The organism is Shinella sp. R2-11 (assembly GCF_055330205.1).
On sequence record NZ_JBVAPC010000004.1, the window covers coordinates 112,182 to 138,628 of the forward strand.

Here is a 26,447-nt window from a genome sequence, read left to right on the forward strand (position 1 = left end):
AAGGCCGGACAACATTCGGCCCGATTTGACCCCGCATGCCCCGGCGACATCCTTGCCTGGCGGCCCAGCCCGAAGCCAGCCGAGAGACCATGAAGGACCAAGCGCCCCCAACGCCCATCGAAAGCCCGCTGCTTGCGGAACGCGCCGGAAAAGCGGCCCTGCACGGGTTCTTCACCCGCGCCGGCGGCGTGTCCGAAGGCATCTATCGCGGCCTCAATGTCGGCCTCGGCTCGAAGGACGAGCGCGGCAAGGTCGAGGAGAATCGCGCCCGCGTCGCGCGCTGGTTCTCGGTCGCGCCCGGCCGGCTCGCCACGGTGCACCAGGTCCATTCGCCCGATGTCGTCACCGTCGATGCGACCTATGACGGATCGCGCCCGGAGGCGGACGCGCTGGTCAGCGCCACCCCCGGCGTCGTCCTCGGCGTCCTCGCCGCCGATTGCGGCCCGATCCTCTTCTGCGATCCCGATGCCCGCGTCGTCGGCGCCGCCCATGCGGGCTGGAAGGGTGCGCTCTACGGCGTGCTCGAAAACACCATAACAGCCATGGAAAGGCTCGGCGCGAGGCGCGGCAGCATCCTTGCCAGCCTCGGCCCCTCGATCAGCCGCCGCAACTACGAGGTCGGTCCGGAATTCGTCGAACGCTTCCTCGGCGTGGACAAGGCTTACGAGCGCTACTTCACGCCGTCCGGAAAGCCCGGCCATGCCATGTTCGACCTGCCGGGGCTGACGACGCAGCGCCTCGCCGATGCCGGCGTGACGGCCGAGAACCTCGACCTCTGCACCTATCCCGACGAAGAGCGGTTCTTCTCCTACCGGCGCACGACCCACCGGCAGGAACCCGATTACGGCCGCCAGATTTCAGCGATCATGATAAGGGGCTGAAACCCCGCAAGCGAAGGAGACACCGCCATGGCACTTCACTTCGACAGCGAGGAATACGCCAACCGGCTCCAGCGCCTGACCTCCCGCATGCGGGAGGAAAAGCTCGACGCCATGCTGCTCTTCGCGCAGGAGAGCATGTACTGGCTGACGGGCTACGACACGTTCGGCTACTTCTTCTTCCAGACGCTGGTCGTAAAGGCCGACGGAAGCATGGTGCTGCTCACCCGCTCGGCGGACCTGCGCCAGGCGCGCCACACCTCCAATATCGAGAAGATCGAGGTCTGGATCGACCGCGTGAACGCGGACCCGACCATGGACCTGAAGAACCTCCTGTCCGATCTCGACCTGCTCGGCTGCCGCATCGGCGTGGAATACGACACGCACGGCCTGACCGGCCGCAATGCCCGCCTCCTCGACAACCAGCTCCAGAGCTTCGGCGAGATCGTCGACGCCTCAACGCTCGTCAGCCGCCTGCGCCTCATCAAGAGCCCGGCGGAAATCGCCTATGTCGAGCGCGCGGCCGCCCTTTCCGACGATGCGCTGGACGCCGCCCTGCCGCTGATCGCCGCCGGCGCCGACGAGGCGGCGATCCTGGCGGCGCTGCAGAACGCGGTGCTCGCCGGCGGCGGCGATTACGCCGCGAACGAATTCGTCATCGGCTCGGGCGCCGACGCGCTGCTCTGCCGCTCCAAGTCCGGCCGCCGCCGGCTCGATGCGATCGACCAGCTCACCATCGAATGGTCGGGCGTCAGCGCGCGCTACCACGCGCCGATGATGCGCACGGCGCTGATCGGCGAGCCGAGCAGCCGCCACCGCGAACTCTACAGCGCCTGCCGCGAGGCCATGCAGGCGATGGAGATGGTGCTGCGCCCCGGCCATACCTTCGGCACCGTCTTCGAGACCTTCGCCCGCATCGTCGACGAGCGCGGCCTTGCCCGCCACCGGCTGAACACCTGCGGCTATTCCGTCGGCGCGCGCTTTGCGCCCTCCTGGATGGATCCGCAGATGTTCCTGATGGGCAACCCGCAGGAAATCGAGCCGAACATGTCGCTCTTCCTGCACACGATCGTCCTCGATTCGGAGAGCGCGACGGCCATGACGCTCGGCCAGACCTATCTTACCACCACCGACACGCCGAAGGCGCTGTCCCGCTATGGCCTCGATTTCATCGAGGTCTGACAGGAGAACACCCGCAAGATCCTGCGATTGACAGGCCTTGGGACGGAACCCATAAATCGTTGCGGGACAGAGGAGGCCAAAGCCTCCTGAGGACACGGACGATGACGATGCACGAGCTGACGAAGCGGCTGGCACTGATCGGTCTCATTGCCACCCTTGCCGGCTGCAACAGCACCGACGCGCTCATTCCGCGCGTCGATGTCGGCAGCAATTTCAATTCACCGCCGGTGACGCAGAACGATCTCGACCAGATGAGCGCCGAGGCGAAGCCCGTCACCACCATGCCGGTCGCCACCGCCACGCAGCAGACCGCCTTCACCTCGTCCTCCGGCATCGGCGGCTCGACCGGCGAGGACACCGCCGGCACGCTGCAGGGCCAGGCCGATGCGCTCGCCCGCAACCAGGGCGGCCGCCGCGGGCCGGCGGACGAGGATCTCGCCCGCAACTCGCTCGCCGCCGAAACGTCGGGCGGCACGGAAGAGGTCGCGGCCCTGCCCCCCGCCGCGGCGGCGGCCGGCGGGACGATCCGCTTCCTGCCGATCATCGGCGCGCCTGTCGAGGCCGTCACGCCGCTCTCCAAGCGCCTCGGCGCCGAAGCGCGCTCGAGCGGCCTGACGATCCGCAGCGCCTCCGACAATTCCACCGAATACATTCTCAAGGGCTATTTCTCGGCCATGAACGACAGCGGCAAGACCACGGTCGTCTATGTCTGGGACGTTCTGGACGGCGGCGGCTCGCGGCTGCACCGCATCCAGGGCCAGGAGAGCGTGCCGGGTACCGCCGCCGATCCCTGGACCGTCGTGCCTGCGCGCACGATGGAGGACATCGCCCGCAGGACGATCCGGGACTATCTCGAATGGCGTGGCTCGCTGCGGGGTTAAGCCGTCCGAAAGGGTAAATCACAGCCAAATGCGAAGAATCGCTTTCCCGAAGGGGCAAGGCCCTTGCATTCACGGATTTTGCCGCTTAAACGCCCCCCATCAGCATAATAACAGGCGGACCATAGATGAAGGTTTTCGCGGGCAATTCGAACCGGCTTCTGGCCGAAGCGATCTGCAATTATCTGAATGTTCCGCTCGGCCGTGCCACGGTTCGGCGCTTCGCAGACCAGGAAATCTTCGTTGAAATCCAGGAGAATGTGCGCGGCGAGGACGTTTTCGTCGTGCAGTCGACGTCGTTCCCGACCAACGACCACCTGATGGAAATGCTCATCATGATCGATGCGATGCGCCGCTCCTCGGCGCGCCGCATCACGGCCGTGATCCCCTATTTCGGCTATGCCCGCCAGGACCGCAAGCCCGGCCCGCGCACGCCGATCTCCGCCAAGCTGGTCGCCAACCTCATCACCGAGGCCGGCGCCGACCGCGTGCTGACGCTGGACCTGCATGCCGGCCAGATCCAGGGCTTCTTCGACATTCCGACCGACAACCTCTACGCCGTGCCGATCCTCGCGCGCGACGTGAAGCAGAACTATGACCTGAAGAACGTCATGGTCGTCTCGCCGGACGTCGGCGGCGTGGTGCGCGCCCGCGCGCTGGCCAAGCGCCTCGACTGTCTGCTGGCCATCGTCGACAAGCGCCGCGACCGTCCGGGCGAATCCGAGGTCATGAACGTCATCGGCGACGTCGCGGGCAAGGACTGCCTGCTGATCGACGATATCGTCGATTCGGGCGGCACGCTCTGCAACGCCGCCGAGGCGCTCTTGAAGAACGGCGCCACCAGCGTCACCGCCTATATCACCCATGGCGTGCTTTCGGGCGGCGCCGTGGCGCGCGTCACCTCCTCCAAGCTCAAGGAACTGGTGATCACCGACACGATCCAGCCGACGACGGCCGTCCAGTCCGCGCACAATATCCGCGTGATCTCGACCGCTAACCTGCTCGGCGAGGCGATCAACCGCACCAGCGCCGAAGAGTCCGTTTCCAGCCTCTTCGACTGATCCGGCCACGACCCTTTCGAAAAGGCCCGCGCACCTCTGGTTGCGCGGGCCTTTTCTTTTGGCAACCATCCCCTGTTTTTTCCGCTCGCCCCGATACCGGACGCATCACTTTTGCGTTACGGTTCGGCGAGATTCACCTGGAGGACTCCATGATGACGCCTTTCCTGTCCCGGCTGGCCGGACGCATTGCCATCCTTCTTGCCGCCGGCACACTTGTCGCCTGCTCCGTCGACGTCGATGAAGGCGGCGGCCGCCCCCGTCCGCGCCCGCAGGCCTGCACCATGGAATACATGCCGGTGTGCGGCGCGCGCGGCGGCGATCTCCAGACCTTCCCCAATGCCTGCACGGCGCGCGCGGACGGCTACCGCGTCGTCAGCCGTGGCGAGTGCCGCCGCGGCGGCCGCCCCGAGCCGCGCCCGGACGAAGGCCGCGCCTGCACGCGCGAATATGCGCCGGTCTGCGGCGCGAACGGCCGCGACCGCCAGACCTTCGCCAATGCCTGCGAGGCACGCCGCAGCGGCTATGACGTGATCGGCCGCGGCGAGTGCCAGGGCCGCAATCCCGGCGGCAACGGCAGCGACTGGGGCAACGGCCGCGATCGCGACCGCGACAACCAGCGTGCCTGCACCATGGAATACCGGCCGGTCTGCGCGCAGCGCGGCCGCGACCGCAAGACGTTCGGCAATTCATGCTCGGCCGATGCCGCCGGCTACCGCGTCGTCAGCCCGGGCGAATGCTCGGCCTACTGATCGCGTCATCGTGTAGAAATCAGGCCCCGCTGTTCCGGCAGCGGGGTTTTTCCTTGCTCAGCGTTCCGGCAGCGGACAGGCCTCCCCGCCGCCGAAGAGGCGCGAGCGGGTGAGAAAGCGCTTCTCCCGCCCGTTGTCGAGCGAGAACATGCCGCCCCGCCCCGGCACCACGTCGATGATAAGCTGCGTGTGCTTCCAGGCGCCGAACTGGCTTTCGCTGATATAGACCGGCACGCCGCCGATCTCGCCGAGCTTCACGTCCCGGTCGCCGACGATATAGTCGTCCGCCGGATAGCACATGGGCGAGGAGCCGTCGCAGCAACCGCCCGACTGGTGGAACAGGATGTCCGGATAGTCCTTCCGGATCTCGCGGATGAGCGCGAGCGCGGCCTCGGTCGCCACCACGCGCGGTTCGTTCAGGGCTTCGGGCATCGCGGCCTCCTCCTGTGCTTTTCCCTCCCCCCGCGAGCGGGGAGAGGGACAGGGCTGGACAGGGCGGACAGGTCCCGCCCTTCGGTTGGCCTTCTCCGGTAGGGGCGGAGAAGGACAGCGGCCGCTCAGAAGAAGCCGAGCGCCTTGGGAGAGTAGCTGACCAGCATGTTCTTGGTCTGCTGGTAGTGGTCGAGCATCATCTTGTGGTTCTCGCGCCCGACGCCGGACTGCTTGTAGCCGCCGAAGGCCGCATGGGCCGGATAGGCGTGGTAGCAATTGGTCCAGACGCGGCCGGCCTGGATGTCGCGACCGAAATGGTAGCAGCGGTTCGCATCGCGGCTCCACACGCCCGCGCCGAGGCCGTAGAGCGTGTCGTTGGCGATGGCGAGCGCTTCGGCATCGTCCTTGAAGGTCGTGACCGAGACGACCGGTCCGAAGATCTCCTCCTGGAAGATGCGCATCTTGTTGTGACCGCGGAAGACGGTCGGCTTGACGTAGTAGCCGCTGGAGAGCTCGCCGCCGAGATCGTTGCGTCCACCGCCGGTCAGCACTTCCGCGCCTTCCTGCCGGCCGATGTCGATATAGGAGAGGATCTTCTCGAGCTGCTCGGAGGAGGCCTGCGCGCCGATCATCGTCGCCGTGTCGAGCGGGTTGCCCTGCACGATCTTCTCGACGCGCTTGATGGCCTTTTCCATGAAGCGGTCGTAGATCTTCTCGTGCACCAGCGCACGGCTCGGGCATGTGCAGACCTCGCCCTGGTTGAGCGCGAACATCGCGAAGCCTTCCAGCGCCTTGTCGAGATAGTCGTCGTCCTCGCGCATCACGTCTTCGAAGAAGATGTTCGGCGACTTGCCGCCGAGCTCCAGCGTCACCGGAATGAGGTTCTGGCTGGCATATTGCATGATGAGGCGGCCGGTCGTCGTCTCGCCCGTGAAGGCGATCTTGGCGATGCGCGGGTTGGAGGCGAGCGGCTTGCCGGCTTCAAGGCCGAAGCCGTTGACGATGTTGAGCACGCCCGGCGGCAGGAGGTCGGCGACGAGTTCGGCCCAGACGAGGATCGACGACGGCGTCTGCTCGGCGGGTTTCAGCACCACGCAGTTGCCGGCGGCAAGCGCGGGCGCCAGCTTCCAGGTGGCCATCAGGATCGGGAAGTTCCAGGGGATGATCTGGCCGACGACGCCGAGCGGCTCGTGGAAGTGATAGGCGATGGTCTCGTGGTCGATCTCGCTGATGCCGCCTTCCTGCGCGCGCACGCAGGCCGCGAAGTAGCGGAAATGGTCGATGGCGAGCGGAATGTCGGCCGCTATGGTCTCGCGCAGCGGCTTGCCGTTGTCCCAGGTCTCCGCCTTGGCGAGGAGTTCGAGATTGTCCTCCATGCGCTGGGCGATCTTCATCAGGATGTTGGAGCGCTCGGTGGTGGAGGTGCGGCCCCACTTGTCCTTGGCCGCATGGGCGGCGTCGAGGGCGAGCTCGATATCGGCGGCGTCCGAGCGCGCGATCTCGCAGAGCTTGCCGCCGGTGATCGGCGTGGTGTTGTCGAAGTAGCGGCCCGCGAGCGGCTCCCTCCACTCGCCGCCGATGAAGTTGCCGTATTTCGCCTTGTACGGGTTTTCGACGATCTTCTGGTGCAGCATGTCAATTCCTCCCTTGAAAGGCCCGGATGGGCCGTCGGAAGGATGGTGCTGCGCTTCGGCCCGGCGCGGTAGGGGCCGGCCGGCGATGGCGGGCGTGACTGTTTCAGATTTGAGACAGGCCCGGCGGGCCTACTGTGCTGCGCCGCAGCATCAGTTGATCGAGAGCTTCTTCATCTTTCGGTAAAGCGTGGCGCGGCTGATGCCGAGCAGGTCCGCCGCCTGGCTGACATTGCCGCCGGCGCGCGTCAGCACGCGGCGGAGTGCGGCGCGCTCCGCGTCGTCGAGGTCCCGCCCCTCCTCCGACCGGTCCTCGTGCAGGAGATCGGAAGCGGCGATGCCGGTCGCGATGCGCCGGTCGTCGAGGCCGAGCACCTGCCGGGCTGCGCGGGTGGCGCCGAGCACGAGATCGTCGCGGTCGACGGCCAGCAGCGCCGGCGCCATGCGCCCCTCGACGGGCACGAGCAGGATGCGGGCGGCCGAGAAAGCGCGGCGGAAGAGGCCCGCCTCGATACGCGCCGCGGCGTCCCGCACGGCCTGCGAGAGGATCGACATGGTCATCTCGCTCGCATCGTCTCGGCAGGTGGAGATGTCGATGGCGGCGGCGATGCGGCCGTTATGGTCGCGGATCGGCGCGGTCGTGCAGGAAAGGCCAGTGTTCTGCGACAGGAAATGCTGGTCGCGCAGGATCAGCACCGCCCGCTCGTCGGCCAGCGCCGTGCCGATGCCGTTGGTGCCGACGCTCGCCTCGCTCCAGACCGTGCCGGACCAGAGGCCGACGCCGCGAAAATCGCGGTCGTCACCCGCCGCGCCGCGCCGTTCGAGCGCAATGCCATTCTCGTCGGTGAGCAAAAGGCAGCAGCCGGCCTTGCCGACCGTCGCGAAGAGCCGGTCGATCTCGCCCCGCGCCTCCTCGATCAGCGCGCTGGAACGGATGCGCGCCTGCCGGAACTCGGCCTCGGTCAGCCGCCAGGGCGTGCGCGCCTCTTCCGGCGAAAGGCCATGCAGCGTCAGGCACCGCCGCCACGAGGCCGCCACCGGCGAACTCGCCGCGGCCGAGGCATGGGCCGCAACGGTGTGCACATGATCTGCGTGATCGAAACGCACAGACATCCGCTCTCCTCCCGAAAGCATCCGACCGATCATCGCGCCAGAATATAACGCTTGATGACTATAGCCCCGCTTTGCACAGATGGTCCAGTCGGACGAAGGTTCAAGGGGTGGAGTGCGCGAGGGAGGTGGCGTTGCTCCTCGTCCGGCCCTTCGGGCCGCCTTCTCCTTGGCTGCGGGGTAAGGGGATATGCCGCGATGGTTTCCTCAAACAAGGATCGTGCCTAGGGGCACTCCCATCTCTACGGGCGGGGGGCTATCGCATTCGGGCTTCGACGTTGCCGCCCTTCCCTTCTCCCCTCGGGGAGAAGGTGGCCCGAAGGGCCGGATGAAGGGGGCGGCACCGGAAAACTTTTCGTTTTGCCTGCGGCAAGCCCCTCATCCGCCTGCCGGCACCTTCTCCCCGCAAGCGGGGCGAAGGGGATATACCGCGATGGTTTCCCCAACCAAAAACCGCGCGTTGGCCACGTCCCCTCTCCCCGCCTGCGGGGAGAGGGTTAGGGTGAGGGGCAACCCACCCGCTCAACGGTCCCCACGAACAACCCTGTTCCCAAGCCCGGCCCCGCCTGTTACCAGTGCACGTCCCTTTCCATTATCGATCCTGCCATGCTTCGTGATTTTTCCGCCCAAGCCCTGTTCATGGGCCTGCTCACCGCCTTCGTCGGTTTCGCCAGCTCCTTCGCCGTCGTGCTGCACGGCCTCACCGGCGTCGGCGCCACGGAGGCGCAGGCCGCCTCGGGGCTGATGGCGCTTTCGGTGTCGATGGGGATCTGCGCCATCGTGCTCAGCTTCGCGACGCGCCTTCCCGTCTCGATCGCCTGGTCGACGCCGGGCGCGGCGCTGCTCGCCAGCTCCGGCGCGGTCGAGGGCGGGTTCTCCACGGCGGTCGGCGGGTTTCTCGTCTGCGCGGTGCTGATCGTCGTCGCGGGCCTGTGGAAGCCGCTCGGCCGCATGGTCGCCGCCATTCCCGCCACGCTCGCCAATGCCATGCTGGCCGGGGTGCTGATCGGCCTCTGCTTCGCGCCGGTCAAGGCCATCGCCTTCAATCCGCTGCTCGGCCTGCCGATCGCGCTCGCCTGGGTCGTCGTCGGCAGCATCAACCGGCTCTATGCCGTGCCCGCCGCGCTCGCCGCCTTCGTCGCGGTGCTCGCCTTCGGCATCGATATCCCCGACGGTGCCTTCGCCGGCCTTGCCGAGGCGCTGCTGCCGAAGCCCGAATTCGTGACGCCGGCCTTCACGGTCGCCGGGCTTGTCGGCATCGCCTTGCCGCTCTTCATCGTCACCATGGCCTCGCAGAACATTCCCGGCATCGCCGTGCTGAAGGTCAACGACTACGCGCCCAATCCCGGCCCGCTCTTCGCCGTCACCGGCTTTTTCTCGCTGCTTTCGGCTCCCTTCGGCGGCCATGCGGTCAACCTCGCCGCCATCACCGCCGCCATGTGCGCCGGCTCGGACGCCCATCCCGACCCGGCGAAACGCTACTGGGCGGCCATCAATGCCGGCGTCTTCTACGTGATCTTCGGCCTTGCGGCGGGCGCGGTCACCGCCTTCGTCGCCCTCGCCCCGCCGATCCTCATCCAGGCCGTCGCCGGCTTGGCGCTGATCAGCGCCTTCGCTGGCTCCGCGCTCAATGCCTTCCGCGAGACGGAGGGGCGGGAAGCGGCGGCGGTGACCTTCCTCGTCACCGCCTCGGGCGTTTCCTTCGCCGGCATTTCCGGCGCCTTCTGGGGGCTGATCGCGGGCGGCCTGATGCTGGCGCTCTCCCGCTTCGTGGCAAGCCTTCGGAAATAATCCTACTGCTGGAACGACAGCGGACGGCCGTTGATCAGCACCTTGCCGTCCTCGCCGACCGTAAGGTCCCAGGCCTGCGCGCCGTTGCCGGCATCGCGGGCAAGGCCCTTCATCATCAGGAGCCCGAAGGACGCCTGGCCGAATTCCGGCACCGCGGCAGCGTTCTGCTGGAGATAGGCGACGGTCTTGTCGAAGTCGCGCATGGTGATCGTCACGTCGGCGCTGTGGCGTTCCTTGTCGTCGGGATAGACCGTCATCTTGCCGGTGAGATGCACGTCGTAGATCGGCGAGACGGCCGAGACATCCTCGAATTCGAGGGTCATGGCCCCGCCGGGAAGAACGATGCGGCCGATCTCCCTGCCCTCCTCGTCGGTCAGCGGCTTCGGCTTGGTGAAGTCCGCATGGTCGACGAGGTAGTTGACGGCGCCGGCAAGGTCGAGATCGGCGACCGCCATCCTGAAGGTCGCCCGCTCCGGCAGGAGCCCCTCATAGGCGGGCGGCAGCAGGCCGGCCGGCGGCTTCGGCTTCTCGACGCCGAAACCGAAGCCGAGGCGGGTCGAATGGGCGATGCCGTTCATCGCGACATTGTAGTCGACCGCCTCCGCGCCGAAGGTGCCCTTGTCCGTGCCCACCGTGACATTGGAGGCCTTGATCGTCTCCGTGAGATTGTCGAAGACCGGCAGCGCCGCGCGCAGCAGCTCCTTGAGACGCGCGGCCTCCGGCGCCTCCAGCCGCTGCTTGTGCATGTTGTCGAGCACGAGGAAGGTAAGGTCCTGCACCACCTTGTAGCGCGCGCCGTCCATGCTGACGTCGATGTCGAGCTTGTCCGCGCCGATCTCCACCCGGCCCGCCTGGTCGCTGGTGATCGTCTCGGCGAAGGCGTTCATCACGCCGGTCGTGGAAATGTCGAGCGTGTTCGCGTCCTTCTTCTCGGCGGAAACGTGCATCGTCGTGTCGCCGAAGCTCGCCGTCACGCTGTCCCTGGGCGAGGTGCTGGAAAAGGCGAGCTTCCGGGCCACCCAGTCCGCGGAGGTGAAATAGAGGATCTCCGGGTCGTAGACGCCGTCGAGCTTCATCGAATCGATGACATAGGAGAACGAGCTGCGCCCCTCGGGAAGATCGACGTCGCCCTTGATGTCGAAGCTGTCGTTCGCCTCGATGCGGTAGGTGCCGTCCGCCGAAGGCCGCAGATAGGCCGTCATCGGCTTCAGGCCCTCGAGCTTGACCATGCCGCTTTTGGTCTTGTCGAGCAGGACCTGCGGATTGAAGCGCATTTCGTAGAAGGAGGTCGCCGCCTTGACGGTGATGAGCCCCGCATCGATCATGTCCTGCGGCAGGTAGCGCGTGAGGCGCTGCTGGATGCTTTCGGCCTCGGAAGGCGAAATCTCCTGGGCAAGAGCGGGACTTGCGGATACGAGTGCAAGTGCGGCCGAAGCCATCAGGATCTGTTTTCTCATCAGGGCCTCCTGCGCCGAACCGATTTGGCCCGAACATCCAATTGCCGCGCCGCGATGTCAATCCGGGGCATGGATCGGGCACGGGCCTTGCATTTCCGGGCATTCTCGGCTATCGAGCCCGCGTCCGCGTAGACACCCTTGGAGGCAAGGCGGATGAGGCTTTCACGAAATCCTCAAGTTTTGCGCGGCCGGAGACGCTTCCGGCCGGGGAAAACTCTCCAGTAACATACGAAAGGTAAAGCCATGAGCCACGACACCTACGAGCTCAAGGCCGAAACGCGCGAACGGGTTGGTAAGGGGTCCTCCCGTGAACTTCGCCGCAACGGCCTTATTCCTGCAGTTATCTACGGCGACAAGCAGGCCCCCCTCGCTATCGCCATCCCGACCAAGGAAGTGACCCAGCGCATCCACGCCGGCGGCTTCAAGACGACGGTCGCCACGATCGACGTCAACGGCGAGAAGATCAAGGTCCTGCCGAAGGACTTCCAGCTTGATCCGGTCCGCGACTTCACGATGCATGTCGACTTCCTGCGCGTTTCGGGCGACACCCACGTCGTCGTCGAAGTGCCGGTTCACTTCGTCAACGAAGAGAAGTCCCCGGGCATCAAGGCCGGCGGCGTCCTGAACGTCGTTCGCCACGCTGTCGAGCTGCACGCCCTTGCCGGCAATATCCCGGAATTCATCACGGCCGACCTGACCGGCCTGAAGGTCGGCGAAGGCATCCACATCTCCCACGTCAAGCTGCCGAAGGGCACCAGCCCGGTCATCACCGACCGCGACTTCACGATCGCCACGATCGCTGTCCCGGCTGCCGGCGTGAAGGAAGAAGAAGCCGCGGCTTCGGAAGAATAATCCCCTCTTCAAAGGGATTTTCTCGAAACCCCGTGCCTCCGGCACGGGGTTTTTCTTTGCCCGCGGGACGTGTGCGGCCCTCGAAAGGTTCAATTTTCAACACTTTTCCGGATCGGTATTTCAGCAACATTTAAGATTTTGATGAAAGTCTATTTCGCGAAAAGTCGAAGACCAAAGAGGGGCATCATGGGTTGGCTTCGGACAAGCGCGGGGGGACGGCCGGCATGAAAGTGCATTCGGTCGAGAGCCGCTTCATAGCCATCGTCATCGGTGCCCTGCTCGTCTTCGTCGCACCGCTGTTCGTCCTGTTCCTCGTCCTTTCCTCCGACCGCGTCGCGCGCGAGCGCCTGCAGAACACCGACGTCCTCCTGAAGAGCAGCGTGCAGTCACTCGGCAAGCCGCTCTGGGACCTCGACCGCGAAAGCATCGACCAGATCGTCGGCGATCTTCAGGCCGAATCCGACATCGGCTACGTACGCGTGCGCGACACGTCCGGCACGATAGACGTCAGCATGCCCGCCGTCGCGCCCGGCGCGGGTGAGGCCCGCGCCGTGGTCGTGACGGATATCCTGCACAAGGCCATGGACGGCCCCAAGAAAGTCGGCACCGCGGAGATCTGGCTTCGCAAGGAGGGCCCATTCTCGCGCTTCTCGACGGACGAGATGACGATCTTCGCCATCTTCTTCTTCGCCGTGGCGACGCTCTTCACCGCGGCCATCATCGGCAACCGCATCACGATCATCCGGCCGCTGATGCGCCTGACCGCCGCCATAGAGGCCACGCGCCGCCTCGGCTCGCGCCACCATGTCGACTGGACCTCGAACGACGAGATGGGCGCGCTGGCCCAGAACTTCAACGAGATGCAGAGCAGGCTGGAGCGCGAGGAGACGGAGCTGAAGCACGCCCATGCCCGCGCCACCGACATCTACAACCTCACCCCCGCCATGCTCTTCTCCATCGACGGGCAGAACCGCATCACCGCCGTCAGCGACTACTGGCTGACGGCGACCGGCTATTGCCGCGAGCAGGTGATCGGCCAGAAATTCACCGCCTTCGTCGATGCCGACTGGCGCGATGTCTACCGCGACCGCCGCGAACAGGGAACGGAGGACGGCATCTGCGAGGTCACGGTGCGCTTCCGCCGCGCCGACGACAGCGTGATGGACGTGCTGATCCTGGAGACGGGCGTGACGGCGGAAAGCGGCCGCCAGCCTCTGTCGCTGTCGGTCATGACCGACGTCACCGACCTCAAGGAAGCGGAAAACCGCAACCACCGCCAGGCGATCACCGACCACCTGACCGGCCTTCTCAACCGGCAGGGCTTCGAATCCGTGCTGGACGACATGATCGAGGAGGCCGACACGCTCGGCCAGCCGCTTGCCTGCCTCTTCGTCGATCTCGACCGCTTCAAGTGGATCAACGACAATCTTGGCCACGCCGCCGGCGACGACGTGCTCTGCCAGGTCGCCATGCTGCTGCGCCGCCAGTTGCGCGCCGGCGACGTGATCGCCCGCCTCGGCGGCGACGAGTTCGCCATCCTGCTCTCGGCCCGCAACGGCCACCAGTTCGCCCTCGACGTCAGCGAGCGGCTGATCGTAAGCCTTCGCGCGCCGCTCACCGTCAACGGCGCGGAACTGACGGTCAGCGCCAGCATCGGCGTCGCCGTCTATCCCGACCACGCCTCCACCGCCGCCTGCCTGCTGCAGAAGTCGGACATGGCCATGTATGCCCGCAAGCGCAGCGGCAAGAACGGCGTTCAGCTCTTCGACAGCAACATGGTCGACATTGCCCGCAAGCGGCTGGAAATCGAGAAGTTCATCGAGCAGGGCCTGCGGGACGACTGGTTCACCGCCCATCTCCAGCCCATCGTTTGCCTCTCCGACGGGCGCGTTGCCGGCTTCGAGGCGCTGATGCGCCTCCAGCATCCCGAGCGCGGCCTGCTGCCGCCGGCCGAGATCATCGGCATCGCCGAGGAGAACGGCTCGATCGGCCAGATCGGCGACTGCATCCTGGCGAAGTCCATCCGCAGCCTCTCGGTCATCTCCGGGCTGGAGGGCCTTTCCGACAGCTACCTTGCGGTGAATTTCTCGCCGCTGCAGTTCGAACCCGGCCTGCCCGTCCGCCTCGCCCAGCTCCTCCTGGAAAACGGCATCACGCCGTCGCGCATTGTCGTGGAGATCACCGAGGCGGTGCTGATGCTCGACAACCCGCTGGTGCGCGAGGTGCTCGACGCCCTCTCCCAGCTCGGCTGCCGCATCGCGCTCGACGATTTCGGCACCGGCTATTCCTCGCTGAGCTATCTCAACCGCTTCCCTGTCGATATCGTCAAGATCGACCAGTCCTTCACCCGCTCGCTCTCCTCCGACCAGCCGGACGTGCGCCGCAAGAGCCGCATGCTGGTCGAGGGCATCCGCACGATCTCGCACCAGATGGGCTGCGCCGTCGTGGCGGAAGGCATCGAGACGGCGGAGCAATGGGACATCCTCCAGGCCATGGATGTCGAGTTCGGCCAGGGCTACCTGATGAGCCGCCCCCTGCCGCTGGACGCCCTCCTGGAGAAGCTGGGCGAATTCACGGTCCCCGGCGCGGTCGAGCGCCGGGCCATGGCCTCCTGAAGAACGGGGACGGGACGATGAAGACGCTGCTCCTGACGCTTTGCCTCTCGCTCACCCCGCTCTCGACCGCGCTTGCCGAAACGCTCCATTTCGTCACCGAGGAATATCCGCCCTTCAACTATTCGCACGAGGGCAGGATCACCGGCATCGGCGTCGAGCAGGTCGACGCGATCACGAAGGCCGCGGGGATCGACTACACGATCGAGATCATGCCCTGGGCCCGCGCCTTCGCCATGGCGAAGACCCAGCCGATGCACTGCGTCTTCACGACGGGCTACAACCGCGAGCGCGCAGGCCAGTTCGTCTGGGTCAATCCGCTCCTGAAGGACCAGATGGTGCTGCTGAAGCGCAAGGACGGCAGCAAGGGGCCGGCCACCATGCAGGAAGCGCTCGGCATGAAGATCGGCTCGCAGCGCGGCGACTTCGCCGTGGAGGTGATGGAGGACCTCGGCGTCAAGGACATCGACCTCGCCACCGATATCGACCTTTCCGTCCGCAAGCTCCTTTCCGGCCGCATCGACCTCCTGCCCACCTCCATCAAGACCTACGAGAACCTCGTGAACCAGGGCCAGCCCGTCGAGAAGGCCATGCTGATGGCGGGCAAGACCTATGGCATCGCCTGCCAGAAGGATACGCCGCCCGCGCTCATCGCCCGCCTGCAGGCGGAGCTGGACAAGCTGATCCTCAGCGGCGGACAGGACCGCATCTTCACCGCCTACGGCCTGCCGCCGAACGCCCGCGCCGCTGAAAACGACGACAAGAAATGACCGCGGACGGTTGACTTCCAGCCGCTTTCGCGGTGGTGAAGACCGACCACGTTCTTTTGGCGGACCATTCCATGCAGATCATCGCCGGGCTCGGCAATCCGGGCGCAAAATATGCGGGCAACCGCCACAATATCGGGTTCATGGCGCTCGACGCCATCCACCGCAAGAACCCGTTCTCGCCCTGGTCGAAGAAGTTCAAGGCGGAGATCTCCGAGGGCGAGCTTGCCGGCGAGAAGGTGCTGCTCGTCAAGCCGCAGACCTTCATGAACCTTTCGGGCGAATCCGTCGGCGAGGCGATGCGCTTCTACAAGCTGGCGCCGAAGGACATCGTGGCGATCTACGACGAGCTGGACCTTGCCCCCGGCAAGGCGCGCATCAAGGTCGGCGGCGGCCATGGCGGGCACAACGGCATCAAGTCGCTCGACGCCCATTGCGGCAAGGACTACCGGCGCCTGCGCCTCGGCATCGGCCATCCCGGCGCCAAGGAACTCGTCACCAACCACGTGCTCGGCGATTTCGCCAAGGCCGATCACGTCTGGCTCGATCCGCTGCTCGACGAACTGGGCATCAATGCCGACATGCTGGTGCACGGCGAGGATTCGCAGCTCATGAACAAGCTGGCGCTCGCCACCGGCAGCAAGCCGGAGGAGAAGGAGACGCCGGCGAAGAAACCCGGCGGCCAGTCCCATATCCGCCAGGCCCGCAACCACGCCCAGCCGAAGGCCCTGCCCACCAGCGGCCCGATGGCCGACATGCTGAAGAAGCTCTTCGGCAACAAGGGCGACTAGGGACGGGGATAGGAGGGGTCTGGAGACCTATTCCTCCGGCTCCGTCTGGAAGAGCAGCGGGAAGCCGGCATCCTTGGCAAGGTCCGTCGCTTCCTTCGCCTTCGTCTCGGCGATATCGCGCGCACAGACGACCACGACGGACGTGCCCATCTTGTGCGCCGTCATCATGACGCGGTAGCTCGTCGTCTCGGGCATGCGGAAGATGGCCTTCAGCACGAGCACGACGAAATCGCGCGGCGTATAGTCGTCGTTGACCAGGATGACCTTATAGAGCCTCGGCCGCTCCAGCTTCGGCTTCGTGACGGTTTTCGGCTTGAGGACGGTGTCACCATTGCTCATCGGAAGCTCCTCGTAACATTGGCTTCGAGCGATGTGCGACCATTGTGCACCGCAGGGCCGGCGACTTCAAGGCCCCGCGGGCGCGAGGCCCTTGACCCTGCCCCGTCCTTCCCCCATAGCGGTGGCAACGAATTACTTGAGACGAACGGACCATCTCCATGGGCTTCAAATGCGGTATTGTCGGCCTGCCGAATGTCGGCAAGTCGACCCTCTTCAACGCGCTGACCAAGACGGCGGCCGCCCAGGCGGCGAACTATCCCTTCTGCACCATCGAGCCGAACACCGGCGAAGTGGCGGTTCCCGATCCGCGCATGAAGGCGCTTGCCACCGTCGCGGGCTCCAAGGAGATCATCCCGACGCGCATTTCCTTCGTCGACATCGCCGGCCTCGTGCGCGGCGCCTCGAAGGGCGAAGGCCTCGGCAACAAGTTCCTCGCCAATATCCGTGAAGTCGATGCGGTCGTGCATGTGCTGCGCTGCTTCGAGGACACCGACATCACCCATGTCGAGGGCCGCATCAATCCCGTCGCCGACGCCGAGACCATCGAGACCGAGCTGATGCTCGCCGACCTCGAAAGCCTGGAGCGCCGCGTCGAGCAGACCCGCAAGCGCGCCACCGGCAAGGACAAGGAGTCCATCGCGCAGCTTCCGGTCATGGAAGCCGTGATCAAGCTGCTCAACGAGGGTAAGCCCGCCCGCCTTCTCCTGAAGACGCTGGCGCCGGAGGAGATCGAGGTCCTGAAGAGCCTCAACCTCCTGACGTCGCACCCGGTCCTCTATGTCTGCAACGTCGCCGAGGCGGACGCCGCGACCGGCAACGCCCATACCGAGGCCGTCGCCGCGATGGCGAAGGAACAGGGCGCCGAATGCGTCATCATCTCGGCTGCCATCGAATCCGAGGTCGCCCAGCTTCCCGAGGAGGAAGCGAGCGAATTCCTCTCGGCCCTCGGCCTTGAGGAAGCCGGCCTCGACCGCCTCATCCGCGCCGGCTATCATCTCCTCGACCTCATCACCTATTTCACGGTCGGCCCCAAGGAAACCCGCGCCTGGACCATCGTGCGCGGCACCAAGGCCCCGCAGGCAGCCGGCGTCATCCACACCGATTTCGAACGCGGCTTTATCCGCGCCTTCACCATCGCCTATGACGACTACATCGCCTACAAGGGCGAAGTCGGCGCCAAGGAAGCCGGCAAGGGCCGCGACGAAGGCAAGGAATACGTGGTGCAGGACGGCGACGTCATCCACTTCCGCTTCAACACGTAAGGCGCTTCGGCTCCTTTGAGACCACGGCTGCCGTCCCTCACCGCAGGGGCGGCAGCCTTTCCTTGAGCGGGATCGGCAGCGGCGCCATCGCCCAGCGCCGGAAATGCGGCCAGCCGATGCCGATGGTCAGCACGACGAGGCCGACGATCAGCAGCGTCAGGAAGACATAGCTCTGCGGCGGCGCCTCCATATGCCTGAAAAGGCTCGCCGTCGCGAGCCCCAGCGACAGGAGGCCGGAGGTGACGAAGGCCCGCCGGTCGATGACGAGCCCGATCCCCATCAGCACCACGACGACGGCGACGACGGCCAGCGCTTCCGGCAGCCCCTTGCTGCCGCTGAACAGCGTGTCGTTGGCAAGGTCGCCGAGGAACACGAAGGCGAGCGTCGAATAGAGCAGCGCGGGCGCCGTGACGAGATGCAGCCAGAAGGCGATGTCGGAGCGGCGCGAAACGCGGAAACGGTCCGACAGATCGTAGGACATCGCCACCGCATAGAGCGCGAGCGCGGCGGCAAGGAAGATGGCCGCGGAGATCATGGGACGGTCCGCGATGAAGTCGGCGCTGCCGGCAAGGCGCGTCAGCGCGAGGAAGACGACGCCGAGCGCGGTGGCCGCAAGCGACAGGAACCAGAGGCTCAGCGACAGCGGAATGCGGTAACGCCAGTAGAATGGCGGCAGCAGGACGGCAAGGGGCAGCACGACAAGCAGGAAGCGCAGATACGGATCCGCCTGCCCGTCGAGATACGCGTCATAGGCCAGCATCACCGCCACGAAGATGCAATAGACATAAAGGACGGTGAGCAGAACCGCCGGCAGGGCAAGCCGCTGCCGCTTCACCAGGATTTCCGCCAGGATGACGATGACCGGCAGCGCGGCCAGGACGGAGCCGATGCCCAGGACGCCCGCCATGACGATGGTGACGCCGATGGTGATCAGCACGTCATGGAAGCCGCGGACGAAGCGCGGCGCCTCCGTGTCCTCGACCGGTGCGATGGCGCGCGCCTCGGCCCGGCCGGCGATATCGAGCGCGTCCGCCTCCGGCGGCTCGCGCAGGAAAACGCCGCGTGCCTCCATATAGGGCAGCAGCGCGCCGGCCTGCCCGGCGCTGATGATGCCCTCTCCCGCCGCGCCGTCGAGCACGGATTTCAAGCTCTGCATGTGTCGCCGTCTCCTCGTGCCGCCTGCGCGCACATTAGAGTTTGTCAGTTTCATTCTGAACCTGACAAACTCTAGCGACGCCCCGCCGGCTGGCAAGCCCTTGCAAAACAACGCCGCGCTCGCCATTGTTCGCCCGCAACAGGACGACCGGACGTGGCCAATTATACATTCGAAGACTTTCCCCCGGGCCGCCGCTTCGATTTTACGAAGCGGACGCTGACGGCGGACGAGATCATCGCCTTCGCACGCGAGTTCGATCCGCAGCCGATGCACATGGACGAGGAAGCCGGCCGTGCCAGCATCCTCGGCGGGCTCGCCACCTCGGGCTGGCACACCAGCGCGATCATGATGCGCATGCTCTTCGACGCCTATCTCGACGGCTCCACCTCGGAAGGCTCGCCCGGCGTCGACAGCATGGAATGGAAACGCCCGGTGCTTGCCGGCGACACGCTCGGCGGCCATTGCGAGGTGCTGGAGGCCCGCGTCTCGCGCTCGCGCCCGGAGCTCGGCATCGTGCGCATGCGCGCCGAGGTGACGAACCAGCGCGGCGAGATCGTCGCGGTCTGCGACTATATCAACATGCTGCGTCTTGCCGGAAAGGGTGCCGACCATGCGCATGGCTGAGCTCTATCCGACGGGCGAGGCCGTCGAGGTCGGAAGCCTCGCCTTCACCGCCGAGGACATCGTGCGCTTCGCGCGGGATTTCGACCCGCAGCCCTTCCACCTCGATCCGGAACTGGCGAGGAATGCCCTCTTCGGCGGGCTCTGCGCCTCCGGCTGGCACACCAGCGCCGGATGGATGAAATGCTTCGTGTCGTTCTGGGCGGACGAATGCAGGCGCCTTGCCGCCCAAGGCATCGAGCCGCCGAAACTCGGCCCCTCCCCGGGCTTCACCAGGCTCGCCTGGCTGAAGCCGGTCTTCGCCGGCGACACGATCACCTATTCGGTGACGCTCATCGGCTCCCGCGCGATCGCCTCGCGGACGGACCGGCGCTTGAACACGATCCTCTGCGCCGGCCGGAACCAGAACGGCGAGCCGGTCATCCGCTTCGAGAGCACGGTGCTGGAGTTCGTCTGACGGCGGCGGGCCGGACTTTTCCGGCGTGCCGCCTTTTGCCCCTCACCCTAACCCTCTCCCCGCAAGCGGGGAGAGAGGACGTGCCCCACGCAGCGTTGAAAGCTTGGGAAACCGGTGCGGCATATCTCCTTCTCCCCGCTTGCGGGGAGAAGGTGGCCGGCAGGCCGGATGAGGGGCCGAACACCCCAAACCAATCGAGAGATTCAGACCAACACGCTCAATGCCCGTCGAACGCCACCAGCGTGCGCACCTCGACGCCGAGCGCCTCCAGCTTCCTGCGGCCGCCGATGTCCGGCAGGTCGATGACGAAACAGGCGGCGACGATATCGGCCCCCATCTGGCGCAGAAGCTTGACGGCCGCTTCCGCCGTGCCGCCGGTGGCGATCAGGTCGTCGACGAGGATCACCTTCTCGCCGGGCGTGATGGCGTCCTTGTGCATCTCCATCTCGTCCACGCCGTATTCCAGGCTGTAGGCCACGCGCACGGTCTCGTGCGGCAGCTTGCCCTTCTTGCGGATCGGCACGAAGCCGGTCGACAGCTGGTGCGCCATGGCGCCGCCGAGGATGAAGCCGCGGGCCTCGATGCCCGCGACCTTGGCGATGCCGATGCCGGCATAGGGATGCACCAGTTCGTCCACCGCGCGGCGGAAGGCACGCGGATTGCCGAGCAGCGTGGTGATGTCGCGGAACATGATGCCCGGCTTGGGATAGTCCGGGATGTTGCGGATCGCGGCGACGAGTTCTTGCTCAAGACTGGACATGGGATTTCCCGACTGCGGAGGGCTTCGCCCGGTTATTGCAGGTGCATGCGTGCCCCACAACAAAAAAGGCGGCCCGAAGGCCGCCTTTTCGACAGAGCGGAAAGGCCGCTCAATGTTCCTTGTTCGCGTAGACCGACTTCTTCGTCAGGTAGATCAGGCCGGTGAAGATCACCAGGAAGACCATGACCATGAAGCCGGTGCGCTTGCGCTCTTCCAGGTGCGGCTCGGCGGCCCACATCAGGAAGGCGGCGACGTCGTGCGCGTACTGGTCGACCGTCTGCGGCGAGCCGTCGTCATAGGTGACCTGGTCGTCGGAGATCGGCTTTGCCATCGCAAGCGCGGCTGCGCCAGCGAAATACGGGTTGTAGTGCGTGCCTTCCGCAAGTTCGATATTCGCCGGCACCTCTTCGTCGTAACCCGTCAGCAGCGAGTAGATGTAGTCCGGCCCGCCTTCCTGGTACTGAGTGAAGATGTCGAAGACGAACTGCGGGAAGCCGCGGGTGATGCCGCGCGCCTTGGCGAGCAGCGACATGTCCGGCGGGGCCGCGCCGTTGTTCGAGGCGGCGGCCGCTTCGTGGTTGGCGTAGGGCGACGGGAAGTGGTCGGACGGGATGGCCTTGCGGGTGAACATGTCACCGTCCGCGTTCGGGCCGTCCTGCACTTCGTAGTTCGCCGCGAAGGCCTTTACCTGCGCCTCGGAGTAGCCAAGGCCTTCCAGCGTGCGGAAGGACACCAGGCTCATCGAGTGACAGGCCGAGCAGACTTCGGTGTAGACCTTCAGGCCGCGCTGGAGCTGGCCCTTGTCATACTTGCCGAAGGGACCGGCGAAGCTCCAGTTCTGCTCTTTCGGGTGGTGGATCGGATAGTGAGGCGTCGCGTGTTCCGCTTCCGCACCGCCGGCAGCAGCATGGTCTTCCTGCGCCGTGGCGAGGGAGACGCCGAGGCCGGCGACGAGGGCGAGCGACAGAATGCCTGCAACAAGCTTTTTCATTGTCATGGTTCCTTTCGTCGCTCGTCTCAGGCCTTGGCCAGCTTAGCGTTCTTCTTTTCCAGAACCGCTTCCGTGATCGAATTCGGAATGCGCTTCGGGGTTTCGATCAGGCCGAGGAGCGGCATGAGGACGATGAAGAAGCCGAAGTAGTAGAGCGTGCCGAGCTGGGAAAGGACGACGTAGATGCCTTCAGCGGGCTGTGCGCCGAGCCAGCCGAGCATGATGGCGTTCGCCACGAAGATCCAGAAGAACAGCTTGTACCACGGACGGTAGACGGCGGAGCGGACCTTGGAGGTGTCGAGCCACGGCAGGAAGAACAGCACGATGATCGCGCCGAACATCACGAGGACGCCGCCGAGCTTCGAGTCGATCGGGCCGACATTGAAGGTGATGGCGCGCAGCATCGCGTAGAACGGCAGGTAGTACCATTCCGGAACGATGTGGGCCGGGGTCTTCAGCGGGTCGGCCGGGATGTAGTTGTCCGGGTGGCCGAGATAGTTCGGCATGTAGAAGATGAACCAGGCGAAGACGATCAGGAAGACCGAGACGCCGAGGGCGTCCTTCAGCGTCGCATAGGGCGTGAAGGCGACCGTGTCGGTCTTGGACTTCACCTCGACGCCGGTCGGGTTGGTCTGGCCGGTGACGTGCAGCGCCCAGACGTGCAGGACGACGACGCCAGCGATCATGAAGGGCAGCAGGTAGTGCAGCGAGAAGAAGCGGTTCAGCGTCGGGTTGTCGACCGCGAAGCCGCCGAGCAGGAACTGCTGGATCCACTCGCCGACCCACGGGAAGGCCGAGAAGAAGCCGGTGATGACCGTCGCGCCCCAGAAGGACATCTGGCCCCAGGGCAGAACGTAGCCCATGAAGCCGGTGGCCATCATGAGCAGGTAGATCACCACGCCGAGGATCCAGAGGATTTCGCGCGGCGCCTTGTAGGAGCCGTAGTAGAGGCCGCGGGCGATGTGCAGATAGACCGCGATGAAGAAGAAGGACGCACCGTTGGCGTGCATGTAGCGCAGCAGCCAGCCGTGGTTCACGTCGCGCATGATCTTCTCGACCGAGTTGAACGCGACGGTCGTTTCGGCCGCATAGTGCATGGCGAGCACGATGCCGGTCAGGATCTGCACGACGAGCATCACCGACAGCATGGCGCCGAAGGTGTAGGCATAGTTCAGGTTGCGCGGAACCGGATAGGAAACGAAGCTGTCATGGATCATGCGCGGCAGAGGCAGGCGCGAATCGACCCATTTTTCGATGCCAGTCGTCGGCTGGTAGGTTGAATGTTCAGCACTCATTATCAGTAGTCCCCTCAACCGATCTTGATGACTGTGTCGGAAATGAACGAGAAGGTCGGCACGGCGAGGTTCTGCGGGGCCGGACCCTTACGGATACGACCGGCAGTGTCATAGTGCGAACCGTGGCAGGGACAGAACCATCCGCCGAAGTCGCCGGCCTGGCCGAGCGGAATACAGCCGAGATGGGTGCACACGCCGACCATGATGATCCAGTTCTCCCGGCTCTCCCCGGCCGAGCGGTCGAGGTCGGTCGCCTGTGCGTCGGCCGCGATGTTGGCATTGCGGGCAACCGGGTCCTTGAGGTCGGCAAGCGCGACGGCCTTGGCTTCCTCGACTTCCTGGTCCGTGCGGTTGCGGATGAAGACGGGCTTGCCGCGCCACTTGACGGTCAGGGACATGCCGGGCGTCAGGCTGGAGACGTCGACTTCGATGGCGCCGAGCGCCAGCGTCGATGCATCCGGGCGCATCTGGTCGATGAACGGCCAGGCAACCGCCACGCCGCCCACGACGCCCGCCATGCCGGTGGCCAGGTAAAGGAAGTCGCGGCGAGTGGGCTCGCCCAGGGATTCGCTTGTTGTCTCGTGTTCGCTCACGGCTAAACCATCCTCTCACGCAATGTCTGCGGAAACCGCAACGCCCCTTTGGAAACCGGCAAGATCCGGACACAATACGGCCATAGATTCCCCGTCAATCCGGCGCGTTCTATGCTTGATCGCAAATTATGTCCAGCCTTGGCAAGAGGAGGTGGGCACATTGTCGCGGGAAAAACGGGGCATCTTGACAAGCCGCAGGCATCGCCTTGAACCTTCAGCGCTTCCGGCTTGAAAAAGCGAGGGAAAAACGGCGTCTGGCGTTGCTATTGCGCCGCCGCCTCGTGGCCGAGGAAACCGCCCGACTGGCGCGACCAGAGATCCGCATAGAGCCCGCCCCGCGCCACCAGCTCGCCATGCGTGCCCTCCTCCACGATGCGGCCGTGATCGAGCACGATCAGCCGGTCGAGCGCGGCGATGGTGGAGAGGCGATGGGCGATGGCGAGTACCGTCTTGCCGCGCATCAAGCGTTCCAGGTTCGACTGGATGGCGGCCTCCACTTCCGAATCGAGCGCCGACGTCGCCTCGTCGAGCACGAGGATCGGCGCATCCTTCAGCATGACGCGGGCGATGGCGATGCGCTGGCGTTGGCCGCCGGAGAGCTTGACGCCGCGCTCGCCGACATGGGCGTCGTAGCCCCTGCGGCCGCGCTGGTCTTCCAGCGCGAGGATGAAATCGTGCGCCTCGGCCTTACGCGCCGCCTCGATCATCTCCGCCTCGCTGGCGTCCGGATTGCCGAAGAGGATGTTGTCGCGGATCGAGCGGTGAAGCAGCGCCGTATCCTGGCTGACCATGCCGATATTGGCGCGCAGGCTCTCCTGCGTGACCGCGGCGATGTCCTCGCCCCCGACGAGAATGCGCCCGCCCTCCAGGTCGTAGAAACGCAGCAGCAGGTTGACGAGGGTCGACTTGCCCGCGCCCGACCGCCCGACGATGCCGACCTTCTCGCCCGGCCTGATCGACAGCGAGAGATCGTCGATGACGCCCGAGGGGCGGCCGTAGTGGAAACGGACGTTCTCGAAGCGGATCTCCGGCCGCGCGACCGTCAGCGTGGCGGCGTCCGGCCGGTCGACGAGGCCGATCGGCTGGGAGATGAGGTCGGCCGAATTCTGGATCGTGCCGATATTGCGCATGATGCTGTTGAGCTGCGTCATCAGGCGGTTGAGCAGGAAGTTGAGCCTGAGCACCAGCGCCATGGTGAAGGCGACGGCGCCCGAGCTGATGATGCCGCCGAGCCAGAGATGGATGCACAGCACCGCCATGCCGGCGATCATCAGCCCGGAAAGGAAGGCGAGCGAGGCGCGCAGCGACGTCAGGAGCCGCGTGAAGGCGAGGATCGTGCCCTGGAACGTATCGAAGCCGCTGCGCATGTAGCGGTCGTTCGCCTCGTCGCGGCCGAAGAGCTTCAGGGTCTGGATATTGGAATAGGCATCGACCATGCGCCCGCTGATCATCGAGGCGGCCTCGGCCGAAAGGCGCGAATGCTCGCGGATGCGCGGCACGAAATAGCGCGCCAGCACCGCGAAGACCGCCAGCCAGACGAAGAGGACCGCTGCCAGCCGCATGTCGAGCTGGCCGAGCAGAACGAGCGTGGAGGCCGTGTAGATCGTCACGAACCAGATGCTCTCCATGAAGGAGGTGATGACATCGCCCGTCGCCTGCCCCGCCGACCAGACCTTGGTGACGATGCGGCCGGAAAAGTCGTTCTGGAAGAAGGAGAGCGACTGGCGCGCGACATGCACATAGGACTGCCAGCGCACCAGATTGTAGAAGCCGGGGGTGATGACCTGCTGGTCGACGAGCGCCGTCAGGAAGGCGACGACGAAGCGTACCACGCCGATGAGCCCGAGCATCATCAGGAGCTCCGTCCCGTGCGCGGCCAGAAGCCCGCCCCACCCCTCGCCCGGCTTCACCGTCGCCAGCATGTCGACGAGCCGCCCGACGAACCAGAACGTCGCCGCCTCGATCCCCGCCGTGATGCCGCCCAGCACCAGAAGCGCCGCGAACGGCGCCTTGGCCTGGCGCACATAGAACCAGACGAAGGCAAAGAGCCCCTGCGGCGGCCGCAGGTCATCCCGCCGCGCGAAGGGCTGTATCCAGTTCTCGAAGAAGGAGAAAAGCGGCCGGAAGATCATGCCCCCGATATAGGCCGTTTTGCACGGCGGGCAAATTAAAGATCGGCAAGGTGGCCGAAGGGACTACACCTCCAGAATACCCTCGATGTCCCGGCGCCCGTGAAGGACGCGCACGATGACAAGCTCGTCGTCCGTTACGAGATAATAGAGCTTTATCTCATCGAATCCGCCAATGGACCATGTCCTCAAGCCAAGCAGCCGGCGATTCTTCATCGGCCGCGGCGACCCCGCATGCGGCGTGTTTGAGACATGATCGATCGCCATGCGCACGGCCGCGAGGAAGCGGTCGGCCACCGGATCCAGTCCGAGATCGATGAAATACCCGATCTGCTTGAGGATATCGGCACGGGCGGACGGGAGGACAGTCGTTTTCAACGTACACCGCTTTTACGGGGGCGTGCTGCAAGAAGCTGAGCCGCCTCGGACTTCAGGTCCGACCAGAAGGCAGCATCGGGCACGTTTCCGTTGCCGGAAGCCAGCCCTTCCAGCAAGAGGACCTCGAGCCGCGCTTCGTTTTCTTTTTCCTGGGCATCGCGCAAGAGACTGCGGAAATATTCGCTGACATTGCCGTATCCCTTCGCCTCAATCTGGCTTTCGACGAAGGATTTCAAGGTGTCAGGCAGGGAAATGGTGATCGTCGCCATTGGAAT

General features: G+C 65.5%; 26 protein-coding genes. 13 read left to right on the forward strand and 13 right to left on the reverse strand.

The genetic code is table 11. The annotated features are described in order from the left end of the window. The first annotated feature begins 89 nt into the window (after window positions 1–89). The 5 genes from pgeF to ACZ1A1_RS12435 all read left to right on the forward strand — a co-directional run bounded on the left by pgeF (window position 90) and on the right by ACZ1A1_RS12435 (window position 4,748). A complete protein-coding gene (gene pgeF / locus ACZ1A1_RS12415) occupies window positions 90–881 on the forward strand; it encodes a peptidoglycan editing factor PgeF (RefSeq protein WP_463620196.1) in 792 nt (263 codons plus the stop codon). A gap of 27 nt (window positions 882–908) precedes the next feature. After that, complete coding sequence (locus tag ACZ1A1_RS12420; protein ID WP_463620197.1) at window positions 909–2,060, forward strand: M24 family metallopeptidase; 1,152 nt, start codon at window positions 909–911, stop codon at window positions 2,058–2,060. A gap of 107 nt (window positions 2,061–2,167) precedes the next feature. After that, window positions 2,168–2,941: a hypothetical protein gene (locus tag ACZ1A1_RS12425; protein ID WP_463620414.1), complete on the forward strand. Its 774-nt coding sequence runs from the start codon at window positions 2,168–2,170 to the stop codon at window positions 2,939–2,941. A 125-nt stretch (window positions 2,942–3,066) separates the two neighbouring features. Further along, entirely contained in the window at window positions 3,067–3,999 is a 933-nt protein-coding gene (locus tag ACZ1A1_RS12430; RefSeq protein WP_119257023.1) for a ribose-phosphate pyrophosphokinase, read from the forward strand. Window positions 4,000–4,151: 152 nt separating this feature from the next. Next, on the forward strand, window positions 4,152–4,748 hold the full coding sequence (locus ACZ1A1_RS12435) for a Kazal-type serine protease inhibitor family protein (protein WP_463620415.1): 597 nt from the start codon (window positions 4,152–4,154) through the stop codon (window positions 4,746–4,748). A 57-nt stretch (window positions 4,749–4,805) separates the two neighbouring features. Here ACZ1A1_RS12435 and ACZ1A1_RS12440 read toward each other — a convergent pair whose 3' ends face one another. The 3 genes from ACZ1A1_RS12440 to ACZ1A1_RS12450 form a co-directional block, all read right to left on the reverse strand. Further along, on the reverse strand, window positions 4,806–5,180 hold the full coding sequence (locus ACZ1A1_RS12440) for a DUF779 domain-containing protein (RefSeq protein ID WP_463620198.1): 375 nt from the start codon (window positions 5,178–5,180) through the stop codon (window positions 4,806–4,808). Between the two features lie 125 nt (window positions 5,181–5,305). Beyond that, window positions 5,306–6,814, reverse strand: a complete 1,509-nt coding sequence (gene adh / locus ACZ1A1_RS12445; RefSeq protein ID WP_463620199.1) for an aldehyde dehydrogenase — start codon at window positions 6,812–6,814, stop codon at window positions 5,306–5,308. A gap of 150 nt (window positions 6,815–6,964) precedes the next feature. Further along, entirely contained in the window at window positions 6,965–7,924 is a 960-nt protein-coding gene (locus tag ACZ1A1_RS12450; RefSeq protein ID WP_463620200.1) for a helix-turn-helix domain-containing protein, read from the reverse strand. Window positions 7,925–8,527: 603 nt separating this feature from the next. Between ACZ1A1_RS12450 and ACZ1A1_RS12455 the strand changes: the two genes are divergently transcribed. Then, window positions 8,528–9,712: a benzoate/H(+) symporter BenE family transporter gene (locus ACZ1A1_RS12455; RefSeq protein WP_463620201.1), complete on the forward strand. Its 1,185-nt coding sequence runs from the start codon at window positions 8,528–8,530 to the stop codon at window positions 9,710–9,712. Window positions 9,713–9,714: 2 nt separating this feature from the next. Here ACZ1A1_RS12455 and ACZ1A1_RS12460 read toward each other — a convergent pair whose 3' ends face one another. After that, complete coding sequence (locus ACZ1A1_RS12460; protein ID WP_463620202.1) at window positions 9,715–11,169, reverse strand: hypothetical protein; 1,455 nt, start codon at window positions 11,167–11,169, stop codon at window positions 9,715–9,717. Window positions 11,170–11,412: 243 nt separating this feature from the next. Here ACZ1A1_RS12460 and ACZ1A1_RS12465 point away from each other — a divergent pair, with 243 nt between their 5' ends. The 4 genes from ACZ1A1_RS12465 to pth all read left to right on the forward strand — a co-directional run bounded on the left by ACZ1A1_RS12465 (window position 11,413) and on the right by pth (window position 16,191). Next, on the forward strand, window positions 11,413–12,021 hold the full coding sequence (locus ACZ1A1_RS12465) for a 50S ribosomal protein L25/general stress protein Ctc (protein WP_313193477.1): 609 nt from the start codon (window positions 11,413–11,415) through the stop codon (window positions 12,019–12,021). A 224-nt stretch (window positions 12,022–12,245) separates the two neighbouring features. Continuing rightward, complete coding sequence (locus ACZ1A1_RS12470) at window positions 12,246–14,636, forward strand: putative bifunctional diguanylate cyclase/phosphodiesterase (RefSeq protein ID WP_463620203.1); 2,391 nt, start codon at window positions 12,246–12,248, stop codon at window positions 14,634–14,636. A gap of 17 nt (window positions 14,637–14,653) precedes the next feature. Further along, window positions 14,654–15,403, forward strand: a complete 750-nt coding sequence (locus tag ACZ1A1_RS12475) for a substrate-binding periplasmic protein (RefSeq protein ID WP_313193479.1) — start codon at window positions 14,654–14,656, stop codon at window positions 15,401–15,403. Window positions 15,404–15,474: 71 nt separating this feature from the next. Continuing rightward, window positions 15,475–16,191: an aminoacyl-tRNA hydrolase gene (gene pth / locus ACZ1A1_RS12480; RefSeq protein WP_463620204.1), complete on the forward strand. Its 717-nt coding sequence runs from the start codon at window positions 15,475–15,477 to the stop codon at window positions 16,189–16,191. A gap of 27 nt (window positions 16,192–16,218) precedes the next feature. On the opposite strand, the gene clpS is transcribed toward pth, so the two are convergent. Continuing rightward, window positions 16,219–16,530, reverse strand: a complete 312-nt coding sequence (gene clpS, locus ACZ1A1_RS12485) for an ATP-dependent Clp protease adapter ClpS (protein WP_415213925.1) — start codon at window positions 16,528–16,530, stop codon at window positions 16,219–16,221. A gap of 158 nt (window positions 16,531–16,688) precedes the next feature. On the opposite strand from clpS, the gene ychF reads away from it, so the two are divergent. After that, window positions 16,689–17,792, forward strand: coding sequence for a redox-regulated ATPase YchF (ychF, locus tag ACZ1A1_RS12490; RefSeq protein WP_463620205.1), 1,104 nt, complete (start codon window positions 16,689–16,691; stop codon window positions 17,790–17,792). 37 nt (window positions 17,793–17,829) lie between these two features. On the opposite strand, the gene ACZ1A1_RS12495 is transcribed toward ychF, so the two are convergent. Further along, window positions 17,830–18,948 (reverse strand): hypothetical protein, encoded by a 1,119-nt coding sequence (locus ACZ1A1_RS12495; protein WP_463620206.1) that lies wholly within the window; start codon window positions 18,946–18,948, stop codon window positions 17,830–17,832. Between the two features lie 153 nt (window positions 18,949–19,101). On the opposite strand from ACZ1A1_RS12495, the gene ACZ1A1_RS12500 reads away from it, so the two are divergent. Together ACZ1A1_RS12500 and ACZ1A1_RS12505 are read left to right on the forward strand one after the other, a co-directional pair. After that, a complete protein-coding gene (locus ACZ1A1_RS12500) occupies window positions 19,102–19,572 on the forward strand; it encodes a MaoC family dehydratase (RefSeq protein ID WP_463620207.1) in 471 nt (156 codons plus the stop codon). Next, entirely contained in the window at window positions 19,559–20,026 is a 468-nt protein-coding gene (locus tag ACZ1A1_RS12505; protein ID WP_463620208.1) for a MaoC family dehydratase, read from the forward strand. The genes ACZ1A1_RS12500 and ACZ1A1_RS12505 overlap by 14 nt, the downstream gene beginning before the upstream one ends. Window positions 20,027–20,243: 217 nt before the next feature. Here the strand turns inward: ACZ1A1_RS12505 and ACZ1A1_RS12510 are convergent, their stop codons facing one another. The 7 genes from ACZ1A1_RS12510 to ACZ1A1_RS12540 all read right to left on the reverse strand — a co-directional run bounded on the left by ACZ1A1_RS12510 (window position 20,244) and on the right by ACZ1A1_RS12540 (window position 26,441). Further along, the gene (locus tag ACZ1A1_RS12510; protein WP_313193484.1) at window positions 20,244–20,786 is read right to left on the reverse strand and encodes an adenine phosphoribosyltransferase; all 543 of its coding nucleotides are present in this window, start codon (window positions 20,784–20,786) and stop codon (window positions 20,244–20,246) included. 109 nt (window positions 20,787–20,895) lie between these two features. Then, window positions 20,896–21,777 (reverse strand): cytochrome c1, encoded by an 882-nt coding sequence (locus tag ACZ1A1_RS12515; protein WP_313193485.1) that lies wholly within the window; start codon window positions 21,775–21,777, stop codon window positions 20,896–20,898. A gap of 26 nt (window positions 21,778–21,803) precedes the next feature. Then, the gene (locus tag ACZ1A1_RS12520; RefSeq protein WP_313193486.1) at window positions 21,804–23,072 is read right to left on the reverse strand and encodes a cytochrome b; all 1,269 of its coding nucleotides are present in this window, start codon (window positions 23,070–23,072) and stop codon (window positions 21,804–21,806) included. Window positions 23,073–23,086: 14 nt separating this feature from the next. Next, window positions 23,087–23,665: a ubiquinol-cytochrome c reductase iron-sulfur subunit gene (gene petA, locus ACZ1A1_RS12525; RefSeq protein WP_313193487.1), complete on the reverse strand. Its 579-nt coding sequence runs from the start codon at window positions 23,663–23,665 to the stop codon at window positions 23,087–23,089. A 263-nt stretch (window positions 23,666–23,928) separates the two neighbouring features. Continuing rightward, on the reverse strand, window positions 23,929–25,797 hold the full coding sequence (locus tag ACZ1A1_RS12530; protein ID WP_463620209.1) for an ABC transporter ATP-binding protein: 1,869 nt from the start codon (window positions 25,795–25,797) through the stop codon (window positions 23,929–23,931). Window positions 25,798–25,860: 63 nt separating this feature from the next. Next, window positions 25,861–26,172: a type II toxin-antitoxin system RelE/ParE family toxin gene (locus ACZ1A1_RS12535; protein ID WP_463620210.1), complete on the reverse strand. Its 312-nt coding sequence runs from the start codon at window positions 26,170–26,172 to the stop codon at window positions 25,861–25,863. Next, window positions 26,169–26,441 (reverse strand): type II toxin-antitoxin system ParD family antitoxin, encoded by a 273-nt coding sequence (locus tag ACZ1A1_RS12540; RefSeq protein ID WP_463620211.1) that lies wholly within the window; start codon window positions 26,439–26,441, stop codon window positions 26,169–26,171. Before ACZ1A1_RS12540 ends, ACZ1A1_RS12535 begins: the two co-directional genes overlap by 4 nt. Between the last annotated feature and the right edge of the window lie 6 nt (window positions 26,442–26,447).